This is a genomic window from Streptomyces sp. NPDC047974 (assembly GCF_040653375.1).
GTDB lineage: Bacteria > Actinomycetota > Actinomycetes > Streptomycetales > Streptomycetaceae > Streptomyces.
Map to the genome: position 1 here is coordinate 85,029 of NZ_JBEZNU010000021.1, position 17,905 is coordinate 102,933.

General features: G+C 75.3%; 18 protein-coding genes. 14 read left to right on the forward strand and 4 right to left on the reverse strand.

Translation table 11 applies throughout. From position 1 onward, the window contains the following. From AB0E19_RS26765 to AB0E19_RS26780, 4 genes are all read left to right on the forward strand, one after another. Window positions 1-669, forward strand: a complete 669-nt coding sequence (locus tag AB0E19_RS26765; protein WP_360602384.1) for an ABC transporter permease — start codon at window positions 1-3, stop codon at window positions 667-669. Window positions 670-706: 37 nt separating this feature from the next. Beyond that, on the forward strand, window positions 707-1,681 hold the full coding sequence (locus AB0E19_RS26770) for an ABC transporter substrate-binding protein (RefSeq protein ID WP_362184734.1): 975 nt from the start codon (window positions 707-709) through the stop codon (window positions 1,679-1,681). Window positions 1,682-1,811: 130 nt separating this feature from the next. After that, window positions 1,812-2,987 carry a hypothetical protein gene (locus AB0E19_RS26775; RefSeq protein WP_362184735.1) on the forward strand — a complete coding sequence of 392 codons (1,176 nt, stop codon included), beginning with the start codon at window positions 1,812-1,814 and terminating at the stop codon, window positions 2,985-2,987. After that, window positions 2,984-3,469 carry a GNAT family N-acetyltransferase gene (locus tag AB0E19_RS26780; protein WP_362184736.1) on the forward strand — a complete coding sequence of 162 codons (486 nt, stop codon included), beginning with the start codon at window positions 2,984-2,986 and terminating at the stop codon, window positions 3,467-3,469. The genes AB0E19_RS26775 and AB0E19_RS26780 overlap by 4 nt, the downstream gene beginning before the upstream one ends. Window positions 3,470-3,482: 13 nt before the next feature. On the opposite strand, the gene AB0E19_RS26785 is transcribed toward AB0E19_RS26780, so the two are convergent. Further along, complete coding sequence (locus AB0E19_RS26785; RefSeq protein ID WP_362184737.1) at window positions 3,483-4,625, reverse strand: NADH-quinone oxidoreductase subunit D; 1,143 nt, start codon at window positions 4,623-4,625, stop codon at window positions 3,483-3,485. Between the two features lie 150 nt (window positions 4,626-4,775). Next, complete coding sequence (locus tag AB0E19_RS26790) at window positions 4,776-5,690, reverse strand: SAM-dependent methyltransferase (protein WP_362184779.1); 915 nt, start codon at window positions 5,688-5,690, stop codon at window positions 4,776-4,778. A 234-nt stretch (window positions 5,691-5,924) separates the two neighbouring features. Between AB0E19_RS26790 and AB0E19_RS26795 the strand changes: the two genes are divergently transcribed. Continuing rightward, on the forward strand, window positions 5,925-7,127 hold the full coding sequence (locus AB0E19_RS26795) for a sensor histidine kinase (protein WP_362184738.1): 1,203 nt from the start codon (window positions 5,925-5,927) through the stop codon (window positions 7,125-7,127). 149 nt (window positions 7,128-7,276) lie between these two features. Then, window positions 7,277-7,951, forward strand: a complete 675-nt coding sequence (locus AB0E19_RS26800) for a response regulator transcription factor (RefSeq protein WP_362184739.1) — start codon at window positions 7,277-7,279, stop codon at window positions 7,949-7,951. A gap of 28 nt (window positions 7,952-7,979) precedes the next feature. On the opposite strand, the gene AB0E19_RS26805 is transcribed toward AB0E19_RS26800, so the two are convergent. Further along, window positions 7,980-9,080, reverse strand: a complete 1,101-nt coding sequence (locus AB0E19_RS26805) for a DUF5937 family protein (protein WP_362184740.1) — start codon at window positions 9,078-9,080, stop codon at window positions 7,980-7,982. 92 nt (window positions 9,081-9,172) lie between these two features. Between AB0E19_RS26805 and AB0E19_RS26810 the strand changes: the two genes are divergently transcribed. Continuing rightward, window positions 9,173-9,412, forward strand: coding sequence for a hypothetical protein (locus tag AB0E19_RS26810; RefSeq protein ID WP_362184741.1), 240 nt, complete (start codon window positions 9,173-9,175; stop codon window positions 9,410-9,412). A gap of 329 nt (window positions 9,413-9,741) precedes the next feature. Here AB0E19_RS26810 and AB0E19_RS26815 read toward each other — a convergent pair whose 3' ends face one another. Further along, on the reverse strand, window positions 9,742-11,025 hold the full coding sequence (locus tag AB0E19_RS26815) for a beta-eliminating lyase-related protein (protein WP_362184742.1): 1,284 nt from the start codon (window positions 11,023-11,025) through the stop codon (window positions 9,742-9,744). Between the two features lie 138 nt (window positions 11,026-11,163). Here AB0E19_RS26815 and AB0E19_RS26820 point away from each other — a divergent pair, with 138 nt between their 5' ends. The 7 genes from AB0E19_RS26820 to AB0E19_RS26850 all read left to right on the forward strand — a co-directional run bounded on the left by AB0E19_RS26820 (window position 11,164) and on the right by AB0E19_RS26850 (window position 17,807). Next, complete coding sequence (locus tag AB0E19_RS26820; protein WP_362184743.1) at window positions 11,164-12,159, forward strand: DUF2520 domain-containing protein; 996 nt, start codon at window positions 11,164-11,166, stop codon at window positions 12,157-12,159. Next, window positions 12,156-13,226 carry a pantoate--beta-alanine ligase gene (gene panC, locus AB0E19_RS26825; protein ID WP_362184744.1) on the forward strand — a complete coding sequence of 357 codons (1,071 nt, stop codon included), beginning with the start codon at window positions 12,156-12,158 and terminating at the stop codon, window positions 13,224-13,226. Before AB0E19_RS26820 ends, panC begins: the two co-directional genes overlap by 4 nt. After that, window positions 13,223-14,896, forward strand: a complete 1,674-nt coding sequence (locus tag AB0E19_RS26830; protein ID WP_362184745.1) for an L-aspartate oxidase — start codon at window positions 13,223-13,225, stop codon at window positions 14,894-14,896. Before panC ends, AB0E19_RS26830 begins: the two co-directional genes overlap by 4 nt. 88 nt (window positions 14,897-14,984) lie before the next feature. Beyond that, complete coding sequence (gene nadC / locus AB0E19_RS26835) at window positions 14,985-15,998, forward strand: carboxylating nicotinate-nucleotide diphosphorylase (protein ID WP_362184746.1); 1,014 nt, start codon at window positions 14,985-14,987, stop codon at window positions 15,996-15,998. Beyond that, window positions 15,998-16,804 carry a type III pantothenate kinase gene (locus AB0E19_RS26840; protein WP_360602356.1) on the forward strand — a complete coding sequence of 269 codons (807 nt, stop codon included), beginning with the start codon at window positions 15,998-16,000 and terminating at the stop codon, window positions 16,802-16,804. Before nadC ends, AB0E19_RS26840 begins: the two co-directional genes overlap by 1 nt. A 239-nt stretch (window positions 16,805-17,043) precedes the next feature. Beyond that, window positions 17,044-17,616, forward strand: coding sequence for a hypothetical protein (locus tag AB0E19_RS26845; protein ID WP_362184780.1), 573 nt, complete (start codon window positions 17,044-17,046; stop codon window positions 17,614-17,616). Window positions 17,617-17,630: 14 nt separating this feature from the next. After that, a complete protein-coding gene (locus tag AB0E19_RS26850; protein ID WP_362184747.1) occupies window positions 17,631-17,807 on the forward strand; it encodes a hypothetical protein in 177 nt (58 codons plus the stop codon). The last annotated feature ends 98 nt before the right edge of the window (window positions 17,808-17,905 follow it).

Genomic DNA, 17,905 nt, shown 5'->3' on the forward strand with positions numbered 1-17,905 from the left:
GTGGGGGTCGTGACGGACGCGTGGACCTGGCTCACCACCGGCGCGCACTGGACCGGCGAGGAGGGCATCGCGGCGCGCCTCGCCGAGCACGTGTACGTGAGCGGGCTGGCGCTGCTGATCGCCGGCGCGGTCGCGCTGCCGCTGGGACTCTGGCTCGGCCACCTCGGGCGGGGCGGCGCCCTCGCGGTGAACGTGTCGAACGTGGGGCGGGCGGTCCCGGTCTTCGCGGTCCTCGCCCTCTTCATGGTCTCCCCGCTGCGGAACGCGGGCTATGTGCCGACCGTGACCGCGCTGGTCCTCTTCGCGATACCGCCGCTGCTGACCAACGCGTACGTGGGCGTGCGCGAGGTCGACCGGTCGGCCGTCCGGGCGGCCCGGGGCATGGGGATGACGGGCGCCCAGGTCTTCGGGCGGGTCGAGCTGCCGCTGGCGGCCCCGGTGGTCATGACGGGGGTACGCTCCGCCGCCGTGCAGGTGGTCGCCACCGCGACGATCGCCGCCATGGTCGGCCAGGGCGGCCTCGGCCGGATCATCACCGCGGGCTTCGCGCTGTACGACACCGCGCAGGTGGTCGCGGGCGCCGTCCTGGTGGCGCTCCTCGCGCTCGTGGTGGAGGGGGTGCTGGTCGGCGTGGACCGGCTCCTGGTGCCCCGGCCGCCTCGGACTTGACGTATTCGGTACACCGTAAAGAGAAGGACGGAAAGACGTGAACAGGATCTCGCGCGCCACCGGCGCGCTGCTTGGTGCCGCCGTGCTGGCCGTCTCGCTCACCGCGTGCGGCGGCGACAGCCTGGAGAAGGGCAAGGAGACGAGCTCCGGCGGCTCCGGCGGCGACAAGGGCACCCTGGTGGTCGGCGCCGCCGCCTTCACCGAGTCGAAGGTGCTCGCCGAGCTGTACGCGCAGCTGCTGCGCGACGCCGGCTACTCGGCCTCGGTCACCACCGTGAAGAACCGCGAGCTGTACGAGCCCGCCCTGGAGAAGGGCGAGATCGACGTCGTACCGGAATACGCGGCGACGCTCGCGGAATTCCTCAACGCGAAGGCGAACGGCCCGAAGGCGCCCGAGGAGAAGCCGGTCGCCTCCGGTGACGCGAAGGCCACCGTGGACGCGCTGCGGAAGCTCGCGGAGCCGCGCGGACTGAAGGTCCTGGAAGTCGGCGGGGCGGTCGACCAGAACGCCTTCGCGGTGTCGAAGGAATTCGCCGAGAAGAACAAGCTGAAGACCCTTTCGGATCTCGGCGCGGCGAAGCTGAAGGTGAAGATCGCGGCGGGCGACGAATGCGCGGTCCGTCCCTTCTGCGCCCCCGGTCTGAAGAAGACCTACGGCATCGACGTGACCGGCGTCGACCCCAAGGGCGTCGGCACCCCGCAGGCCAAGCAGGCCGTCAAGGACGGCGTGGACCAGCTGGTCCTCACCACCACCACGGACGCCACGATCGAGGGCTTCGGCCTGGTGTTCCTGGAGGACGACAAGCACCTGCAGAACGCGGACAACGTGCTGCCGGTGGTGAACGCCAAGGAGGCCGGCGCGCCCGAGGTCGCCGCCGCCCTCGACAAGCTCACCAAGGTGCTGACCACCGTGGATCTCGCCGAACTCAACCGCAAGGTCGACGCCGAGCGGGCGAAGCCGGAGGACGTCGCCGCCGCCTATCTGAAGGAGAAGGGGCTGGTCGGCAAGTAGCCGCCGGAGAGGGGAAGTCGGCCCGAAGCGGAAGCGGAACGAGGTCTGCCCGATTCCGTTGTCGAGAAGTGGCCAAATGATTGCCGGGCCGACCCCCCACGCCGCGCCTACGCACGGTAAATTTCAGGCCATGCCACGTGGACGCCACCGCCATTCCCCGCCTCTGCACAAGCTGATGCCGCCCTCCGCGGTCGCCGGCGCCGCGGTCGTCTGCGCCGCGGCGGCCTGGATCCCCGGGGAACTCGTGGTCGTGCGGCTGCTCGCCGTGGCGGCGTCGGCCGCCGCCGTCACCGGTGCCGTCCTCATGCGCGGCTGGGACCGCAGCGCCGGCCGCCAGGTCGCCGAGCTGACCCGCGCCCGCACCGCCGACCAGTGGAAGGCCGAGGAGCGCCTCGCCGAACTGGAGGCGGACCTGGAGGAGTCCCGCGCCCTGCGCATCCGCCTCGACGCCAAGCTCCGCGCCAAGCGCGTCGAACTGGCCGGGCTGCGCGGCGAGCACGCCGACCTGCTGCGCCGCTACGCGACCGCCGAGACCGAGCGCGCCAGCGCCCTCGAAGGCCGTCGCGTCCTGGCCCAGGCGAACGCCGAGGCCCCCAAGGAACTGCCCGCCGCCGGGTCGACGCCCACCCCGGAGGCGTACCGCCGCGCCGCCCAGGCCCTGCGCGACCTGCCGCGCAACGCCGCCGCCCAGCAGGCCCGCCGCACCGCCGAGGCGGCCCGCGCCCGCGACCTCGCCGAGCGCGCCGCGCAGACCGAGGAGCCGCGCGGCCGGCACGCCGCCGAGCACACCCACCCGGCGGGCCAGGACGCCCCGGCGGCGCTCGCCCCCGCCGCCACCGCGAAGGCCCTGCCCCCGGCGGCCCCGGACCGGAGCCCGGCCGTCCCGGCGGCCAGCGCGATCGCCCCGTACGCGGCCCGCCGGCCCGCCCCGCGCACCGAGGGCGGCTTCGACTTCTTCGGCACGCAGGCCGGCCCGCAGACCGGCACGCACAAGGCGGCCATCGAGGCCGTCCAGGACACCGACCTCGCCGACGTGGTGGGCGAGGAGGTCCTGGAGGAGGCCCGCGCGGCCGCCGCCCTCCCGGCGCAGGGCCCCGCCCTCACCCCGGTCCCGGCCTCGGCCGCCGTCGGCCCCCGCCCGGACCGCGCCGACGAGGCGCCGGCCGGGGAGGCTCCCGCCGAGGAGGAGCCCGTGGCGCCCCGCCCCTCCGCCGCCGGACCGATCGGTCAGGTCATCGACCTGACCGCGCACGACGAGACCGAGCAGCTCGATCTCGCCGAGCTGCGCGGCGCCGTCAACCAGTGACCCACCGCCTCGGCCTCCTCCGCCCGGAGGAGGTCCCGGCCCGCCGCGACGAGCTGATCGCCCTGTGCGCCCAGGCCTTCGCCGGCGCCCCCTGGCACGACACCCCGCTCGGCGCCGTACGGACCGCGGACCGGCTCCTGGAGTCGGCCGCCCGCGGCGACGGCTTCCACGCGGTGACGGCCCTCGGCCCCGACGGGGAACTCCTCGGCCTCGCCGCCGGCTGGACCGGCACGGCCCTCTCCGGGGCGGAGCCCGCCTTCGAGCTCGCCGAACTCCTCGTCGCCCCCGCCCACCAGGGCCGCGGCCTCGGCCGGGCCCTCCACGACGCCCTGCTGGTGATCGCCGAGGCCGGGCCCGCCCTGCTGATGACCCTCGACGTGCCGGAGCTGACGGACCGGTACGCCCGCTGGGGCTGGAGGGTCGTCGACCGCCGCCGCCCCGGCCGGGAGGAACGCGACTACGTGGTGATGCGCCAGGGCTGAGCGCCCCGGCCGGTCACTTGTCGATGTCGCCGACGACGAAGAAGAACGACCCCAGGATCGCGACCATGTCCGCGACCAGCGTCCCCGGCAGCAGCTCCACCAGCGCCTGGATGTTGTTGTACGAGGCCGAGCGCAGCTTCAGCCGGTACGGGGTCTTCTCGCCCTTCGACACCAGGTAGTAGCCGTTCAGCCCCAGGGGGTTCTCGGTCCAGGCGTACGTGTGCCCCTCCGGCGCCTTCAGGACCTTCGGCAGCCGCTGGTTGACCGGCCCCTGCGGCAGCTCGGCGAGCCGGTCCAGACAGGCGTCCGCCAGCTCCAGGGAGTTGTGGGTCTGGTCGAGGAGGCACTCGAAGCGGGCCAGGCAGTCGCCCTCCTGGCGGACCACGACCCGCAGGGTGTCCTGGAGCTCCCCGTAGGCCAGGTAGGGCTCGTCGCGCCGCAGGTCGAAGTCGACGCCGGAGGCGCGGGCGATCGGCCCGGACACCCCGAAGGCGTGCACGGTCTCGGGGGCCAGGACGCCGACCCCGCGCGTGCGGGCCCGGAAGATCTCGTTCCCGAGGACCAGCCGGTCGTAGACGTCCATCCGCGACCGCACGTCCGCGACCGCCTGCCGCGCCCGGCCGAGCCAGCCCGCCGGCAGGTCCTCCTTGAGGCCGCCGACCCGGTTGAACATGTAGTGCATCCGGCCGCCCGAGACCTCCTCCATCACCGTCTGGAGCTCCTCGCGCTCCCGGAAGGCGTGGAAGACGGGCGTGATCCCGCCCAGCTCCAGCGGATAGGACCCCAGGAACATCAGATGGTTCAGGACCCGGTTCAGCTCCGCGAGCAGCGTCCGCAGCCAGACCGCCCGCTCCGGCACCTCCATGCCGAGCATCCGCTCGACGCCCATCACGACGCCCAGCTCGTTGGAGAAGGCGGACAGCCAGTCGTGGCGGTTGGCCAGCATGACGATCTGGCGGTAGTCGCGCGCCTCGAAGAGCTTCTCGGCACCCCGGTGCATGTAGCCGACGACGGGCTCGGCGTGCCGGATCACCTCGCCGTCGAGCACCAGCCGCAGCCGGAGCACGCCGTGCGTGGAGGGGTGCTGCGGGCCGATGTTCAGCACCATGTCGGTGCTCTCCGCCGCGCCGCCGATGCCGACCGTGGTCTCCGTCATGCCGGACAGTATCCCCCGCCGCACGGCCCGCCGACGGGCCAGGGCCCCAGCCTGTGGACAACCCCGCCCCTGGGGAAACCCCGGAGCCCTGGGGGGGCTCACAGCGACGGCTCACAGCGACGGATCACACCGGCGGCTCACACCGGCGGATCACACCCGCTGGCTCAGCCACAGGAAGTCGCCCAGGCCGCCCCGCGCGGTCAGTTCGGCCGCCTCACCGGCACCGGACAGCGCCCGCACGTACGCCGCCGGGTCCGTCGAGGCGAGCGCGAGGGGCGGGCGGGCGCCGGTGACCCCGAGGCCGCGCAGCGCCTCCCGCTGGGTCGTCAGCTCCGCCGGCACGCGCGCGTGGACCGCCGCCGCGCAGGCGTCCAGGGCCACGTGGGAGGTCAGGTCGCCGGTGCCGTCCGGGACCGGCGCGACCTCCCGGCCCGCCCGGAAGCCGGTCAGCGTGCCGAAGGGCGGCCGGGAGTCCCGTACATGCCCGTAGTCCACGGCCACCGCCAGGCCCGCCGCCAGCGAGCCGACCGCCGCCGCCCACGCCTCGTCCCGGGGCCGGCCGATCTCGGCCCGCCCGCCCGGCTCGGCCAGCGGCCACCAGCGGGCCAGCCACCGCGCGTCCGGACCCGTGACCGGGGCGCCGAGCCGCTCCGTGCCGTCGGCGCGGACCTCCACGTACCGGACGGTGCCGTCCTCGCCCACCTCGGCGACGTCCACCGGCACGTTGTCCAGCCACTCGTTCGCGAAGAGCAGTCCCCGCACGCCCTCGGGAAGCCGGTCGGTCCACTCCACGCGCGCGTGCAGCCCGTCCGGCCGGGCGGCCCGCTCCACCGCGTACGCCCGCACCCGCAGCCCCTCCGGGACCGCCGCCAGCACCCCGGCCAGCAGCTCGCCCCGGCCCGCGCCCACGTCCACCACGTCGACCTCGTCGCTCCCCAGCTCCTCCGCCGTCGCGACGAGCAGTCGGGCCACCGCCGCCGCGAAGAGCGGCGAGGCGTGCACCGAGGTGCGGAAGTGGCCCGCGGGGCCCTCGGGGCGCAGGAAGAAGCCCCCGGGGCCGTACAGCGCCTCCTCGGTGGCCTCCCGCCAGCCCCGCCACTCCCGGCCGCCCCACTCCCGGCCACCCGGCTCCCGGCCGTCCCGCGGCCGTGCCGTCGCGCCCGTCGCTCCGCCCGTCACCCCGTCCGTCCCGTCATCCGTCACGCGCCCCAGTCTCCACCCCGGGGTGTACGGGTCCCGCCGCAAGGATCGACCGCTCGGTTGATCCCCGGCCCCCGGGCTTTCCCTACTCTGGGTTACGTGCAGCGCCTCTACGACTTCATCCGCAGCCACCCGACGGGCGTCGACGTCTTCTGGGCCGTCGTCCTCCTCGGGTTCTCCGGGCTGTGGATCGGGTCGATGACCCCGGCCCTCGACCACGCCGTCGGCTACGGGGCGGTCGCCACGCTCTTCTCCCTGGTCGTCGCCCTGCGGCGGCGGGCACCCGAGAAGATGCTGGTCCTGGCCGTCGCCCTCGGCGTCGTCCAGCTGGTCCTCGACATCCAGACCTTCATGGCGGACTTCGCCATGCTCGTCATCATCTTCACCGTCGCCGCGCACGACGGCCCCCGCTGGGCCTCCCGGCTCGCGCTCGTCGGCGGACTGTGCGCCGCCCCGCTGTCCCAGCTGAGGTGGCCGCTGGAGGAGACGGTCTCGGTCCCCGCCCGGGTCTTCTTCACGGTGATCATGGCCGTGCCGTTCGCCCTCGCCTGGGTCCTCGGCGACTCGCTGCGCACCCGCCGCGCCTACTTCGCCCAGCTGGAGGAGAAGGCCGCCCGGCTCGAACGGGAGCGGGAGGCGCAGGCCAAGGTCGCGGTGGCCGCCGAGCGGGCCCGGATCGCCCGCGAGCTCCACGACGTCGTCGCGCACAACGTGTCGGTGATGGTGGTGCAGGCCGACGGCGCCGCCTACGTCATGGACTCCTCCCCGGAGACCGCCAAGCAGGCCCTGGAGACCATCTCCACCACCGGCCGGCAGGCGCTCGCCGAGATGCGCCGCCTCCTCGGCATCCTGCGCACCGGCGAGCACCAGGAGGCGGGGGAGTACGTGCCGCAGCCCGACGTGGAGCAGATCGAGGAGCTCGTCGAGCAGGTGCGGGGCGCCGGGCTCACCGTCGACCTCGCCGTCGAGGGCACCCCGCGCGAGCTGCCCACCGGCGTCGGCCTGACCGCCTACCGGATCGTCCAGGAAGCCCTCACCAACACCCGCAAGCACGGCGGCCCCGACGCCGGCGCCAGCGTCCGGCTCGTCTACTTCGACGACGGCCTCGGCCTGCTCGTCGAGGACGACGGCCGGGGCGCGCCCCAGGAGATGTACGAGGACGGCGGCGCCGACGGGCGCGGTCACGGTCTCATCGGCATGCGGGAACGGGTCGGCATGGTGGGCGGCACCCTGGACGCGGGGCCGCGCCCCGGCGGCGGTTTCCGGATCAGCGTCCTGCTGCCGCTCAAGCCCGCACACTGAGAGTCCGCGCACGGAGAGTCCGCGCACGGAGAGTCCGCGCACGGAGAGTCCGCGCACGGAGAGTCCGCGCACGGAGAGTCCGCGCATTGGAAGCTCGTGCACGGAGAGTCCGCGAGTCCCGTTCCGTCCTCACCCACCGAAGGAACCCCATGTCCATCCGCGTGATGCTCGTCGACGACCAGGTGCTGCTGCGCACCGGTTTCCGCATGGTGCTCGCCGCCCAGCCGGACATGGAGGTCGTGGCCGAGGCGGGCGACGGCGCGGAGGCCCTGGAGGTGCTGCGGACCACCGAGGTCGACGTCGTCCTCATGGACGTCCGGATGCCGCGCCTCGACGGGGTCGAGGCGACCCGGCGGATCTGCGCGGTGCCCGACGCCCCGAAGGTGCTCATCCTGACCACCTTCGACCTCGACGAGTACGCCTTCTCCGGCCTGAAGGCGGGTGCGAGCGGCTTCATGCTGAAGGACGTGCCGCCGGCCGAGCTGCTGGGCGCGATCCGCTCGGTGCACAGCGGCGACGCCGTCGTCGCCCCCTCGACCACCCGCCGGCTCCTGGACCGCTTCTCCCCGATGCTGCCGTCCTCCGGCCGCGAGCCCGAGCACCGCGAGGTGGAGAAGCTGACCGAGCGCGAGCGCGAGGTCATGCTCCTGGTCGCCCAGGGCCTGTCCAACGGCGAGATCGCCGCCCGGCTCGTCCTGTCGGAGGCGACGGTCAAGACCCACGTGGGCCGCATCCTCACCAAACTGGGCCTGCGCGACCGCGTCCAGGTCGTCGTCCTCGCGTACGAGACGGGCCTGGTCCGCGCGGGCGGCGCCAAGGGCTGAACGCGCGGAGCCCCGGCGCGGCGGCGGCTCAGCGCAGCACCGACTCCAGGAAGTCGCTGCCCAGGCGGGCGACGACGGAGAAGTCGAGCTGGTGCAGGACGTAGCGGCCCCGGCGGCGGGTGGTGAGCAGGCCGGCCTTGCGCAGGACGGCCAGGTGGCGGGAGACCTCGGGAGCGGTGATGCCGTGGGTGTCCGCCAGCTCGCTCGTCGAGTACGGGCCGCGCGCCAGGCTCCGGCACATCCGCATCCGCACCGGGTGGGCGAGCGCTTCGAGGCGGAGCCCCACGGTGCCGACGGACTCCAGGCCGCCGACCTCGCGGCTGGCCGCCGGATACATGATCACCGGCTGCCAGCCGGGCGTGTAGAGGGCGATGAGGTGGGGCCGGCCGAAGGCGCTGGGCACCAGGGTCAGGGCTCCGGCCCTGGCCTCCGTCCGGGCCTCGACCAGCTTGTCGACCACGATCCGGGTGCCCTCGTGGTCCTCCTCCAGGCACAGCGCCCGGGAGGCGTCCGCGAGGGCGTCGGCCAGGCCCTTGCGGCGCATCAGCTCCGTCTTGTGGCGGGCGTCGGCGGCGAGCTGCACCCGGACCCGCCGCCAGGTGTCGGCGAAGAAGGCCTGGTCGCAGTCCTCCAGGAGCCGCCGGAGCCACGCGCGCGTGGCGGTGGGGGCGGAGATCATCCGCTCCGCGAACGCGGCCTGGCGCGGGCCGCGCGCGGCGGCCAGGTCCAGGGCGCGCCGCCGGGACCCCTCGTCGACCAGCGGCGACGGGATGCCGCCCCGGGCGTAGCGGGGGCTGCAGGAGATCTCCAGGGCGGAGCCGACGAAGGTCTCGTCGTCGATGCGGTCGAGGTCGTCGAGCTCCTCGGCCAGGGTCTCGCGCGGCCGGGCGGGCAGCAGGAAGTCCGAGCGGGTCGACCGCCACATGAAGTCGGCTTCCAGGAGGCGGTCCGCGAGGCCGGGTTCGAGCGCGGCGTTGGTCGCCGTCGCCCACGCGTGGTGGGCGGGGTGGTGGCCCGGTTCGGCGAGGACGTGGACGGCGTTGCCGAGCTCGGCCAGCGGCGAGGGGCTGAAGGCGATCCGCTCGGGCGGCACGCCGGTGATGTCGATGGTCACGCTCACGCCCCCCATGGTGCGGGATGTCCCCGGGCGGCCGTCGCGCCGATTGACGAGGGCCGTCAATCGGCGCGCGGGGCGGGCCGGGGCGGGCCCAGGGTGAGCCCATGGACGCGCTGCAGCAGCACCTCTTCGACAGCTACCGGGCCGTGCGGCGGGGCGAGCCCGCGCCGCCCGCCCCCGGCACCCACGACCTGGCCGTGCTCCGGGCCCTCCGCGACCGACGCCGCTTCGCGCGCGTGCTCGCCGGCCGCCCCGCGACCGGCCCCCTCGGCACGGCCCTCGCCGCCCTCCTGTCCCGCCTCGGCCTCCGCCGCCCGCGGGGCGGCCCCACGGGCCGCCCTTGACCGGGGTCTCGGGCTGTCCTGACCGGGGCCTCGGGCCGCCGGCAGAGCCCGTACGGAGTCCCTGACCCAGCTCCGGCGGTCGTACGGGTACGGCTTCCGGCCGTGGGCTCGGCGGCCGGGCGGGTTACGGCTCCCGGTCGGCGCCCGGCCGCGACCCCGCCCGTGGCCCCGCCCGTGGCTGTGGCCCCGCCCGTGGCCGTGGCCGTGGCCGTGACCCCGGCCGCCCGGAGGGCGTGTACGCCCCGGGGGGCAGGCCCCCGGTCGTCGGGAGGCTCGTACGCACCCGCACCCGCACCCGCACCCGCCCCCCGGGGGCCCGGCCCGGGAGCTCAGCCGTCCACGAGCGCCAGGAAGTCGCGTACGGCCTTCCTGACGTCCTCGGCCGTCCACTCCAGGCCTCCCTCGGCCACCGTCACCTCGGTGACGGCCGTCCCCGGCGGGCCGCCCGCGCCCGGCGCGAACCAGCGGCGGAAGAGACAGGCACCGGTCCGCTCGGTCAGCGCGAGCGCCGCCGCCGTCAGGACGTCCGGCTCGTACGGCAGCCACACCTGGAACTGGTGGGTGTGCGGCACCTCCGGATGGACCCGGAACCAGCCGGGACCGTCCTTCTCCGCGAGCGCCTCGCGCAGCGCCTCCGCGACCACGCGCGCGTGGGCCACGTACGAGGGCAGCCGGGGCAGCTCGGTGTCCAGGCCGCGCAGCGCCGAGAGCACGGTCGGGTACTGCTGGAAGACCAGGCCCCCGTACCGGTGGAGCCAGACCCTGGCCTCCGCCACCAGCTCCTCGGGCCCGGCCAGCACGGCCCCGGACATCCCGCCGAGGGACTTGTAGAACGACACGTACACGCTGTCCGCGAGCCCGGCGATCTCCGCGAGCGGGCGCCCGAAGTGCGTCGGGCACTCCCACAGCCGGGCACCGTCGAAGTGGACCACCGCGTCCCGCTCCCGGGCCGCCTCGACGGTCGCGGTCAGCTCCTCCCAGGACGGCAGCACGAAGCCCGCGTCCCGCAGCGGCAGCTCCAGCATCAGCGTGCCGAAGGGCTCCGGATGGTCCCGTACCTCCTCGGCCGTCGGCAGCCGGGGCGCGTCCGTCGGATGGACCGTGCGCAGCCCCGACACGGTCCGGAAGGCGTCGTCCTCGTGGACCTCGGGGTGGGCGAGCGGGTGGAGAGCGACGACCGGGCTGCCGGTGCGCCCGGCCCAGCAGCGCAGCGCCACCTGCTGGGCCATGGTGCCGCTGGGGAAGAAGACGGCGGCCTCCATCCCCAGCTCCTCGGCGACCCGCCCCTCCAGGACCTCCACGAGACCGTCGCCGTAGAGGTCGGGGAGCGCGTCCGCGAGGTCCGCCGCGTCCGTCCAGTCGGCCAGCTCGCGCAGTCGCCCGCCGACCGTGCCGTCCACGGACGGGCGCCACAGCGAGCGCGCGGCCCCGCCCCACACCTGGCTCCGGTACCGCCGCGCCGCACCCTCGTCAAGGGCCTTCCCGGCCACCTCGCCCGATACCTCGCCGGTCCCGTCTCCGGTCCCGTCTCCGGTCACCTCTCCGGTCCCGTCTCCGGTCACCTCTCCGGTCCCGTCCTCGGGCGTCTCCGGTGGCAGCTGATCCCTGTTCATGGAGGGATCATCACACCGCCCCCCGCACCCCCGCCTGCGGGTTTCGGGCGGCCGGGAGGAGGGACGAAACGCTGGCGTAGCATGACGAGAAATCGTCCGGTACCCGCCGAGGACTGGAACGGAAGGCCCGTAACCACCGTGAACGCACCCGCAGCGCCAGAGCCCAGGGCCGAGGACCGGCCCGCCCGGCTGACCGTCGGGGTCGTCGGCGCAGGCCGCGTCGGCCCCGCGCTCGCCGCCTCCCTCCGGCTCGCCGGACACCGCCCCGTCGCCGTCTCCGCGGTCTCCGACGCCTCCCGGCGCCGGGCGGCCGCGCTGCTGCCGGACGTGCCGGTCGTGGAGCCCGCGCGGGTGCTCGCGCTCGCCGACCTCGTCCTGCTCACCGTCCCGGACGACGCCCTGCCGGGCCTCGTCGAGGGCCTCGCCGGGACCGGCGCCGTCCGGCCCGGCCAGCTGATCGTGCACACCTCGGGGCGGTACGGCGCCCGGGTCCTGGACCCGGCCCGGCGCGCGGGCGCGCTCCCGCTGGCCCTGCACCCGGCGATGACCTTCACCGGCACCGCCGTGGACGTGCAGCGGCTCGCCGGCTGCTCCTTCGGGGTGACCGCGCCGGAGGAGCTGCGGCTCGCCGCCGAGGCGCTGGTCATCGAGATGGGCGGGGAGCCCGAGTGGATCGCCGAGGAGGCCCGGCCGCTCTACCACGCGGCCCTCGCTCTCGGCGCGAACCACCTGGTCACCCTGGTGGCCCAGTCGATGGAGCTGCTCCGCACGGCCGGCGTCGCCGCCCCCGACCGGATGCTCGGCCCCCTCCTGGGCGCCGCGCTCGACAACGCGCTGCGGTCCGGCGACGCGGCCCTGACCGGCCCCGTCGCGCGCGGCGACGCCGGCACGGTCGCCGCCCACGTCGCCGAGCTCCGCAAGCACGCGCCCGGCACCGTCGCCGGGTACCTGGCGATGGCCCGGACGACCGCCGACCGGGCCCTCGCGCACGGCCTGCTCAAGCCGGAGCTGGCCCAGGACCTGCTGGGCGTCCTCGCCGCCGACCCCGCCGCCGACACGACCGGCCCCGCCGACACGACCGGCCCCGCCGACACGACCGGCCCCGCCGACGGGCCGCGAGGAGACGACCGATGACCCTGACCGACCGGAAGAAGCCCGGGCGCCACGCGCCGGCGGAGCTGGTCTCCACGGTCGCGGAACTGGCACGCGCGCGTGCGGGCTTCGGCGGCCCGCCGGGGCACAACGCCGTCGTCATGACCATGGGCGCCCTCCACGAGGGCCACGCCACCCTGATCCGGGCCGCCCGCGAGCGGGTCGGCGCGGACGGCTTCGTCGTCGTCACCGTCTTCGTCAACCCGCTCCAGTTCGGCGCCGGCGAGGACCTCGACCGCTACCCCCGCACCCTCGACGCCGACCTGGAGTTGGCCTTCGCCGCCGGTGCCAGCGCCGTCTTCGCGCCCTCCGCCGACGAGGTCTACCCCGGCGGGCAGCCGCAGGTCCGGATCACCGCCGGTCCCATGGGCGACCGCCTGGAGGGCGCCTCCCGGCCCGGGCACTTCGACGGCGTCCTCACCGTCGTCGCCAAGCTGCTCCACCTCACCGGGCCCGACCTGGCCTTCTTCGGCCAGAAGGACGCCCAGCAGCTCGCCGTCATCCGGCGCATGGCACGGGACCTGAACTTCCCGGTCGAGATCGTCGGCGTCCCGACGGTCCGCGAGGACGACGGCCTCGCCCTGTCGAGCCGCAACCGCTACCTGTCGGCCGCCGAGCGGCACACCGCCCTCGCCCTGTCCCGGGCCCTGTTCGCGGCCCGCGACCGGCTCGCCGCGCAGGAGGCGCTGCACGCGCGCGCCGTCGCCCTGCCCGGCGCCCAGGGGCGGGCCGGGAACCGCGCCGAGGGGCTGTCCCGGCTCGGCGAGGCCCGGGCCGCCGCCGACGCGCACGCGGTCGCGCAGGCCGCCGAGGGCGGCGGCGCCGAGGCCGTCCGGGCCGCGGCCCGCGCCGTCCTCGACGAGGCCGCGAGGGCCGAGCCGCCGCTCGTCCTCGACTACCTGGCGCTGATCGACCCCGCCGACTTCACCGAGGTCGAGGACGGCCACCGGGGCGAGGCCATTCTGGCGCTCGCCGCGCGCGTGGGCACCACCCGGCTGATCGACAACATCCCGCTGACCTTCGGAGCCACCCAGGGAGCCGCCTCGTGACCGGAATACGACTGCACGCCCCCGCGCCCGGCTGGGCCATCGACGCCGACGTCGTCGTGGTGGGCTCGGGCGTCGCCGGACTGACGGCCGCCCTGCGCTGCACCGCCGCCGGGCTCCGTACGGTCGTCGTCACCAAGGCCAACCTGGACGACGGCTCCACCCGCTGGGCCCAGGGCGGCATCGCCGCCGCGCTCGGCGAGGGCGACACCCCGGGGCAGCACCTGGACGACACCCTCGTCGCCGGCGCCGGGCTCTGCGACGAGCCGGCCGTCCGCCTCCTCGTCACCGAGGGCCCCGACGCCGTCCGCCGCCTCATGGCCACCGGCGCCGACTTCGACCGCACCGACGACGGCGAGATCGCCCTCACCCGCGAGGGCGGCCACCACCGCCGCCGGATCGCCCACGCGGGCGGCGACGCCACGGGCGCGGAGATCTCCCGCGCGCTGGTCGAGGCCATCCGCGAGCAGGGGGTCCGCACCATCGAGCACGCGCTCGTCCTCGACCTCCTCAAGGACGACGAGGGCCGCACGGCCGGCGTCACCCTGCACGTCATGGGCGAGGGCCAGCACGACGGCGTCGGCGCCGTCCGCGCCCCCGCCGTGGTCCTCGCCACCGGCGGCATGGGCCAGGTCTTCTCCGCGACCACCAACCCGTCCGTCTCCACCGGCGACGGCGTCGCCCTCGCGCTGCGCGCCGGCGCCGAGGTCTCCGACCTGGAGTTCGTGCAGTTCCACCCGACGGTGCTGTTCCTCGGCGCCGGCGCCGAGGGCCAGCAGCCGCTGGTCTCCGAGGCGGTCCGCGGCGAGGGCGCCCACCTGGTCGACGCGGACGGCGTCCGCTTCATGCTCGGGCAGCACGAGCTGGCCGAGCTCGCGCCCCGGGACATCGTCGCCAAGGCGATCACCCGCCGCATGCAGGAGCAGGGCGCCGAGCACATGTACCTCGACGCCCGCCACTTCGGCGCCGAGATGTGGGAGCACCGCTTCCCCACGATCCTGGCCGCCTGCCGGTCGCACGGCATCGACCCGGTCACCGACCCGATCCCGGTCGCCCCGGCCGCGCACTACGCCTCCGGCGGCATCCGCACCGACCTCGACGGCCGCACCACCGTCCCCGGCCTGTACGCCTGCGGCGAGGTCGCCTGCACCGGCGTGCACGGCGCCAACCGGCTGGCCTCGAACTCGCTCCTGGAGGGGCTGGTCTTCGCGGAGCGGATCGCCGCCGACATCGCCGAGCACGGCCCGCACCGCGAGGGCGTGGCGCGGAACGAGAACGGCGAGGTGCTGACCCTCGTCGCGCCCGAGACCCGCCGCGAGATCCAGCGGATCATGACCAGGGACGCGGGCGTGCTGCGCTCGGCCGCCTCCCTGACGGCCGCCTGCGACGCCCTGGAGGCGCTCCGGCAGGACACCGAGGAGGAGCGCAAGGCCGCCGAGCCGGGCGTCGACTCCTGGGAGACCACCAACCTGCTGTGCGTCGCCCGGGTCCTGGCCGCGGCCGCCCTGGCCCGCGAGGAGACCCGCGGCTGCCACTGGCGGGAGGACCGCCCGGACCGGGACGACGAGAAGTGGCGCCGCCACCTGGTCGTCCGGATCGCCGCCGACCGCCGCCCGGTGGTCCGCGTCACCGAGGGCGCGGACTTCCCGCCCGTGACCCCCGCAGCCCCGTGATCCCCGAAGCCCCGTGACCCGGGGCCTCTCGACCTCCCGCATCCCCGTCATCCCCCCGAAGCCCCGTCACCCCCAGGGAGCAGCAGCCGTGAGCACGCCCGAGGAATCCCGTCCCGAGCCCGTGGACGTCCCTCTCATCCAGATCAGCTCGTACGAGGAGTCCGGCGGCTGCGGCGACGGCTGCGGCTGCGGCGACGCCGAGGAGTACGAGTGCGGGCTCGACCCCGCGCTCGCCCAGCTGCTCGCCGACGCCGGCCTCGACCCCGTACAGGTCGAGGACATCGCCCACCTGGCGATCGCCGAGGACCTCGACGGCGGCGTCGACGTCACGACCGTGGCGACCGTCCCCGAGGACGCCGTCGCGACCGCCGACTTCGTGGCCCGGGAGGCCGGCGTGGTCGCCGGTCTGCGGGTGGCGGAGGCGGTCCTGTCGATCGTCTGCACCGAGGAGTTCGAGGTCGAGCGGCACCGGGAGGACGGCGAGCGCGTCGAGCCCGGCGACCTGCTGCTCAGCGTCACCGCCCGCACCCGTGACCTGCTCACCGGCGAGCGCAGCGCGCTGAACATCCTGTGCCGCCTCTCCGGCATCGCCACCGCCACGCGCGCGTGGGCGGACGTCCTGGAGGGCACGAAGGCCAAGGTCCGCGACACCCGCAAGACGACGCCGGGCCTGCGCGCCCTGGAGAAGTACGCGGTCCGCTGCGGCGGCGGCGTCAACCACCGGATGTCGCTGTCGGACGCGGCGCTGGTGAAGGACAACCACGTGGTGGCGGCCGGCGGTGTCGCCGAGGCCTTCCAGGCCGTCCGCGAGGCCTTCCCCGAGCTGCCGATCGAGGTCGAGGTCGACACCATGCACCAGGTCCGCGAGGTCCTCGACGCGGGTGCCGACCTGATCCTGCTCGACAACTTCACCCCGGACGAGACCGAGGAGGCGGTGGCCCTGGTCGACGGCCGCGCGGCCCTGGAGTCCTCCGGCCGGCTGACGCTGGAGAACGCGGCGGCGTACGCGGCGACCGGCGTGGACTACCTGGCGGTCGGCGGTCTCACGCACTCCTCCCCGATCCTCGACATCGGCCTCGACCTGCGCGAGGTGCGCGACTGATGCTCCTCACCATCGACGTCGGCAACACGCACACGGTCCTCGGGCTCTTCGACGGCGAGGAGATCGTCGAGCACTGGCGGATCTCCACGGATCCCAGCAGGACCGCCGACGAGATGGCGGTCCTGCTCCAGGGCCTCATGGGCATGCACCCGCTGCTCGGCGCGGAGCTGAGCGACGGGATCGAGGGAATCGCGATCTGCGCCACGGTCCCCTCGGTCCTGCACGAGCTGCGCGAGGTGACCCGCCGCTACTACGGGGACGTGCCGGCGGTCCTCGTGGAGCCCGGCGTGAAGACGGGCGTGCCGATCCTCACCGACAACCCGAAGGAGGTCGGCGCGGACCGCATCATCAACGCGGTCGCCGCCGTCGAGCTCTACGGCGGCCCGGCGATCGTCGTCGACTTCGGCACGGCGACCACCTACGACGCGGTGACCGCGCGCGGGGAGTACGCGGGCGGTGCGATCGCCCCCGGCATCGAGATCTCGGTCGAGGCGCTGGGCGTGAAGGGCGCGATGCTCCGCAAGATCGAGCTGGTCAGGCCGCGCGGGGTGATCGGGAAGAACACGGTCGAGGCGATGCAGTCCGGCATCGTCTTCGGGTACGCGGGCCAGGTCGACGGGGTCGTCGCCCGGATGAAGCGCGAACTGGTCGGCCCGAAGGGCGACCCCTCGGCGGTGACGGTCATCGCCACCGGCGGCCTGGCCCCGATGGTCCTCCGCGACTCGGCCGAGATCGACCGCCACGAACCCTGGCTGACCCTCATAGGCCTCCGCCTGGTCTACGAACGCAACGTCTCCCGCATGTGACCCACCGGCCTCCGCCGTCCTCTGCGGGGGCCGTCCCCCGCCCCGGCACCTGCCGGGGCTCGGCCACCGGGCCCGTCCCGCGCGAGCGGTTGCCACCGCGACGGGGCGTGCGCGGGCGGGCGACGTCTCCGCAGGTGGAAGGGGTTCCGTACCGACGCGCCGGATGATCGCTAAGCGAAAATTGTCCGATTAGCGCGTATCGTCGCCCCATGCCCACGCCCTACGGATCCCGCGGCGGCATGGCGTTCAGCGCGGACGAGCTGCGTGTGCTCCGACGCGCCCTCGCCAACGCCCTCCACCCCGCCCCCCTCCCGGACGAGGACGTCCGTGACGCCCTCCGTCTGGCCGATTCCGTGGACGAGGCGGTGCGCGAGGCGGGCCGGCTGCGCGCCTTCCTCCTCGCCGACCTGGTCCGCTACCGCGAGAGTCTCCCCGGCTCGCTCGCCGGCTACCTGGAACGCCTGGAGGAGGCCCTGGCCGGCGGGTACGACCCCGGGGCCGACGACCTCGCCGCCCTGCGCGCCCTGCGTGCCAACCCGCCCGCCGCCCGGCTGCTCGACCGCTGCCAGGCCCTCGCCGAGCGCTCCGTGCGCGCCCGCCTCGCCCGCGTCTCGCAGGCCACCGCGAGCGTCCCGACCGCCTCCCGCGCCCGCCTGCTCTCCCTGCCCGGCGGCCGCGCGGCCCAGGAGCCCCGTCCCAAGCCGCCGACCCCGACCCCCTCCGAGCGGCCGGTCCCCAAGCCCTCCGAGGTCTTCCCGCCACGCCGCCGCCCGGTTCCCCCGCCCCCGCCCGAGGAACGGGTCGCGGGCTAGCTACTCTGGTCGGCATGGACTACGTCTCCGCGCTCGTGCCGCCCGTCGTGATGGCCGCGTTCTTCATCGCCCTCATCGTCGTGATCGTCAAGACGCAGGGCGGCCCCAACAAGGCCAAGGAGGACGCCGTGGTCGACGCGGCCCTGGCCCGCGCGGAGGCCGCCCGCCAGTCGGACGGCCCCGACGCGTAGCTCCCTCCGGACCCCGAGGGGCGTACGACCGCAAGCGGTCGGCGCCCCTTTTGTCGTGTTACAGGACGTTGCGGCGCGTGACGACGGGCTCTCACGCG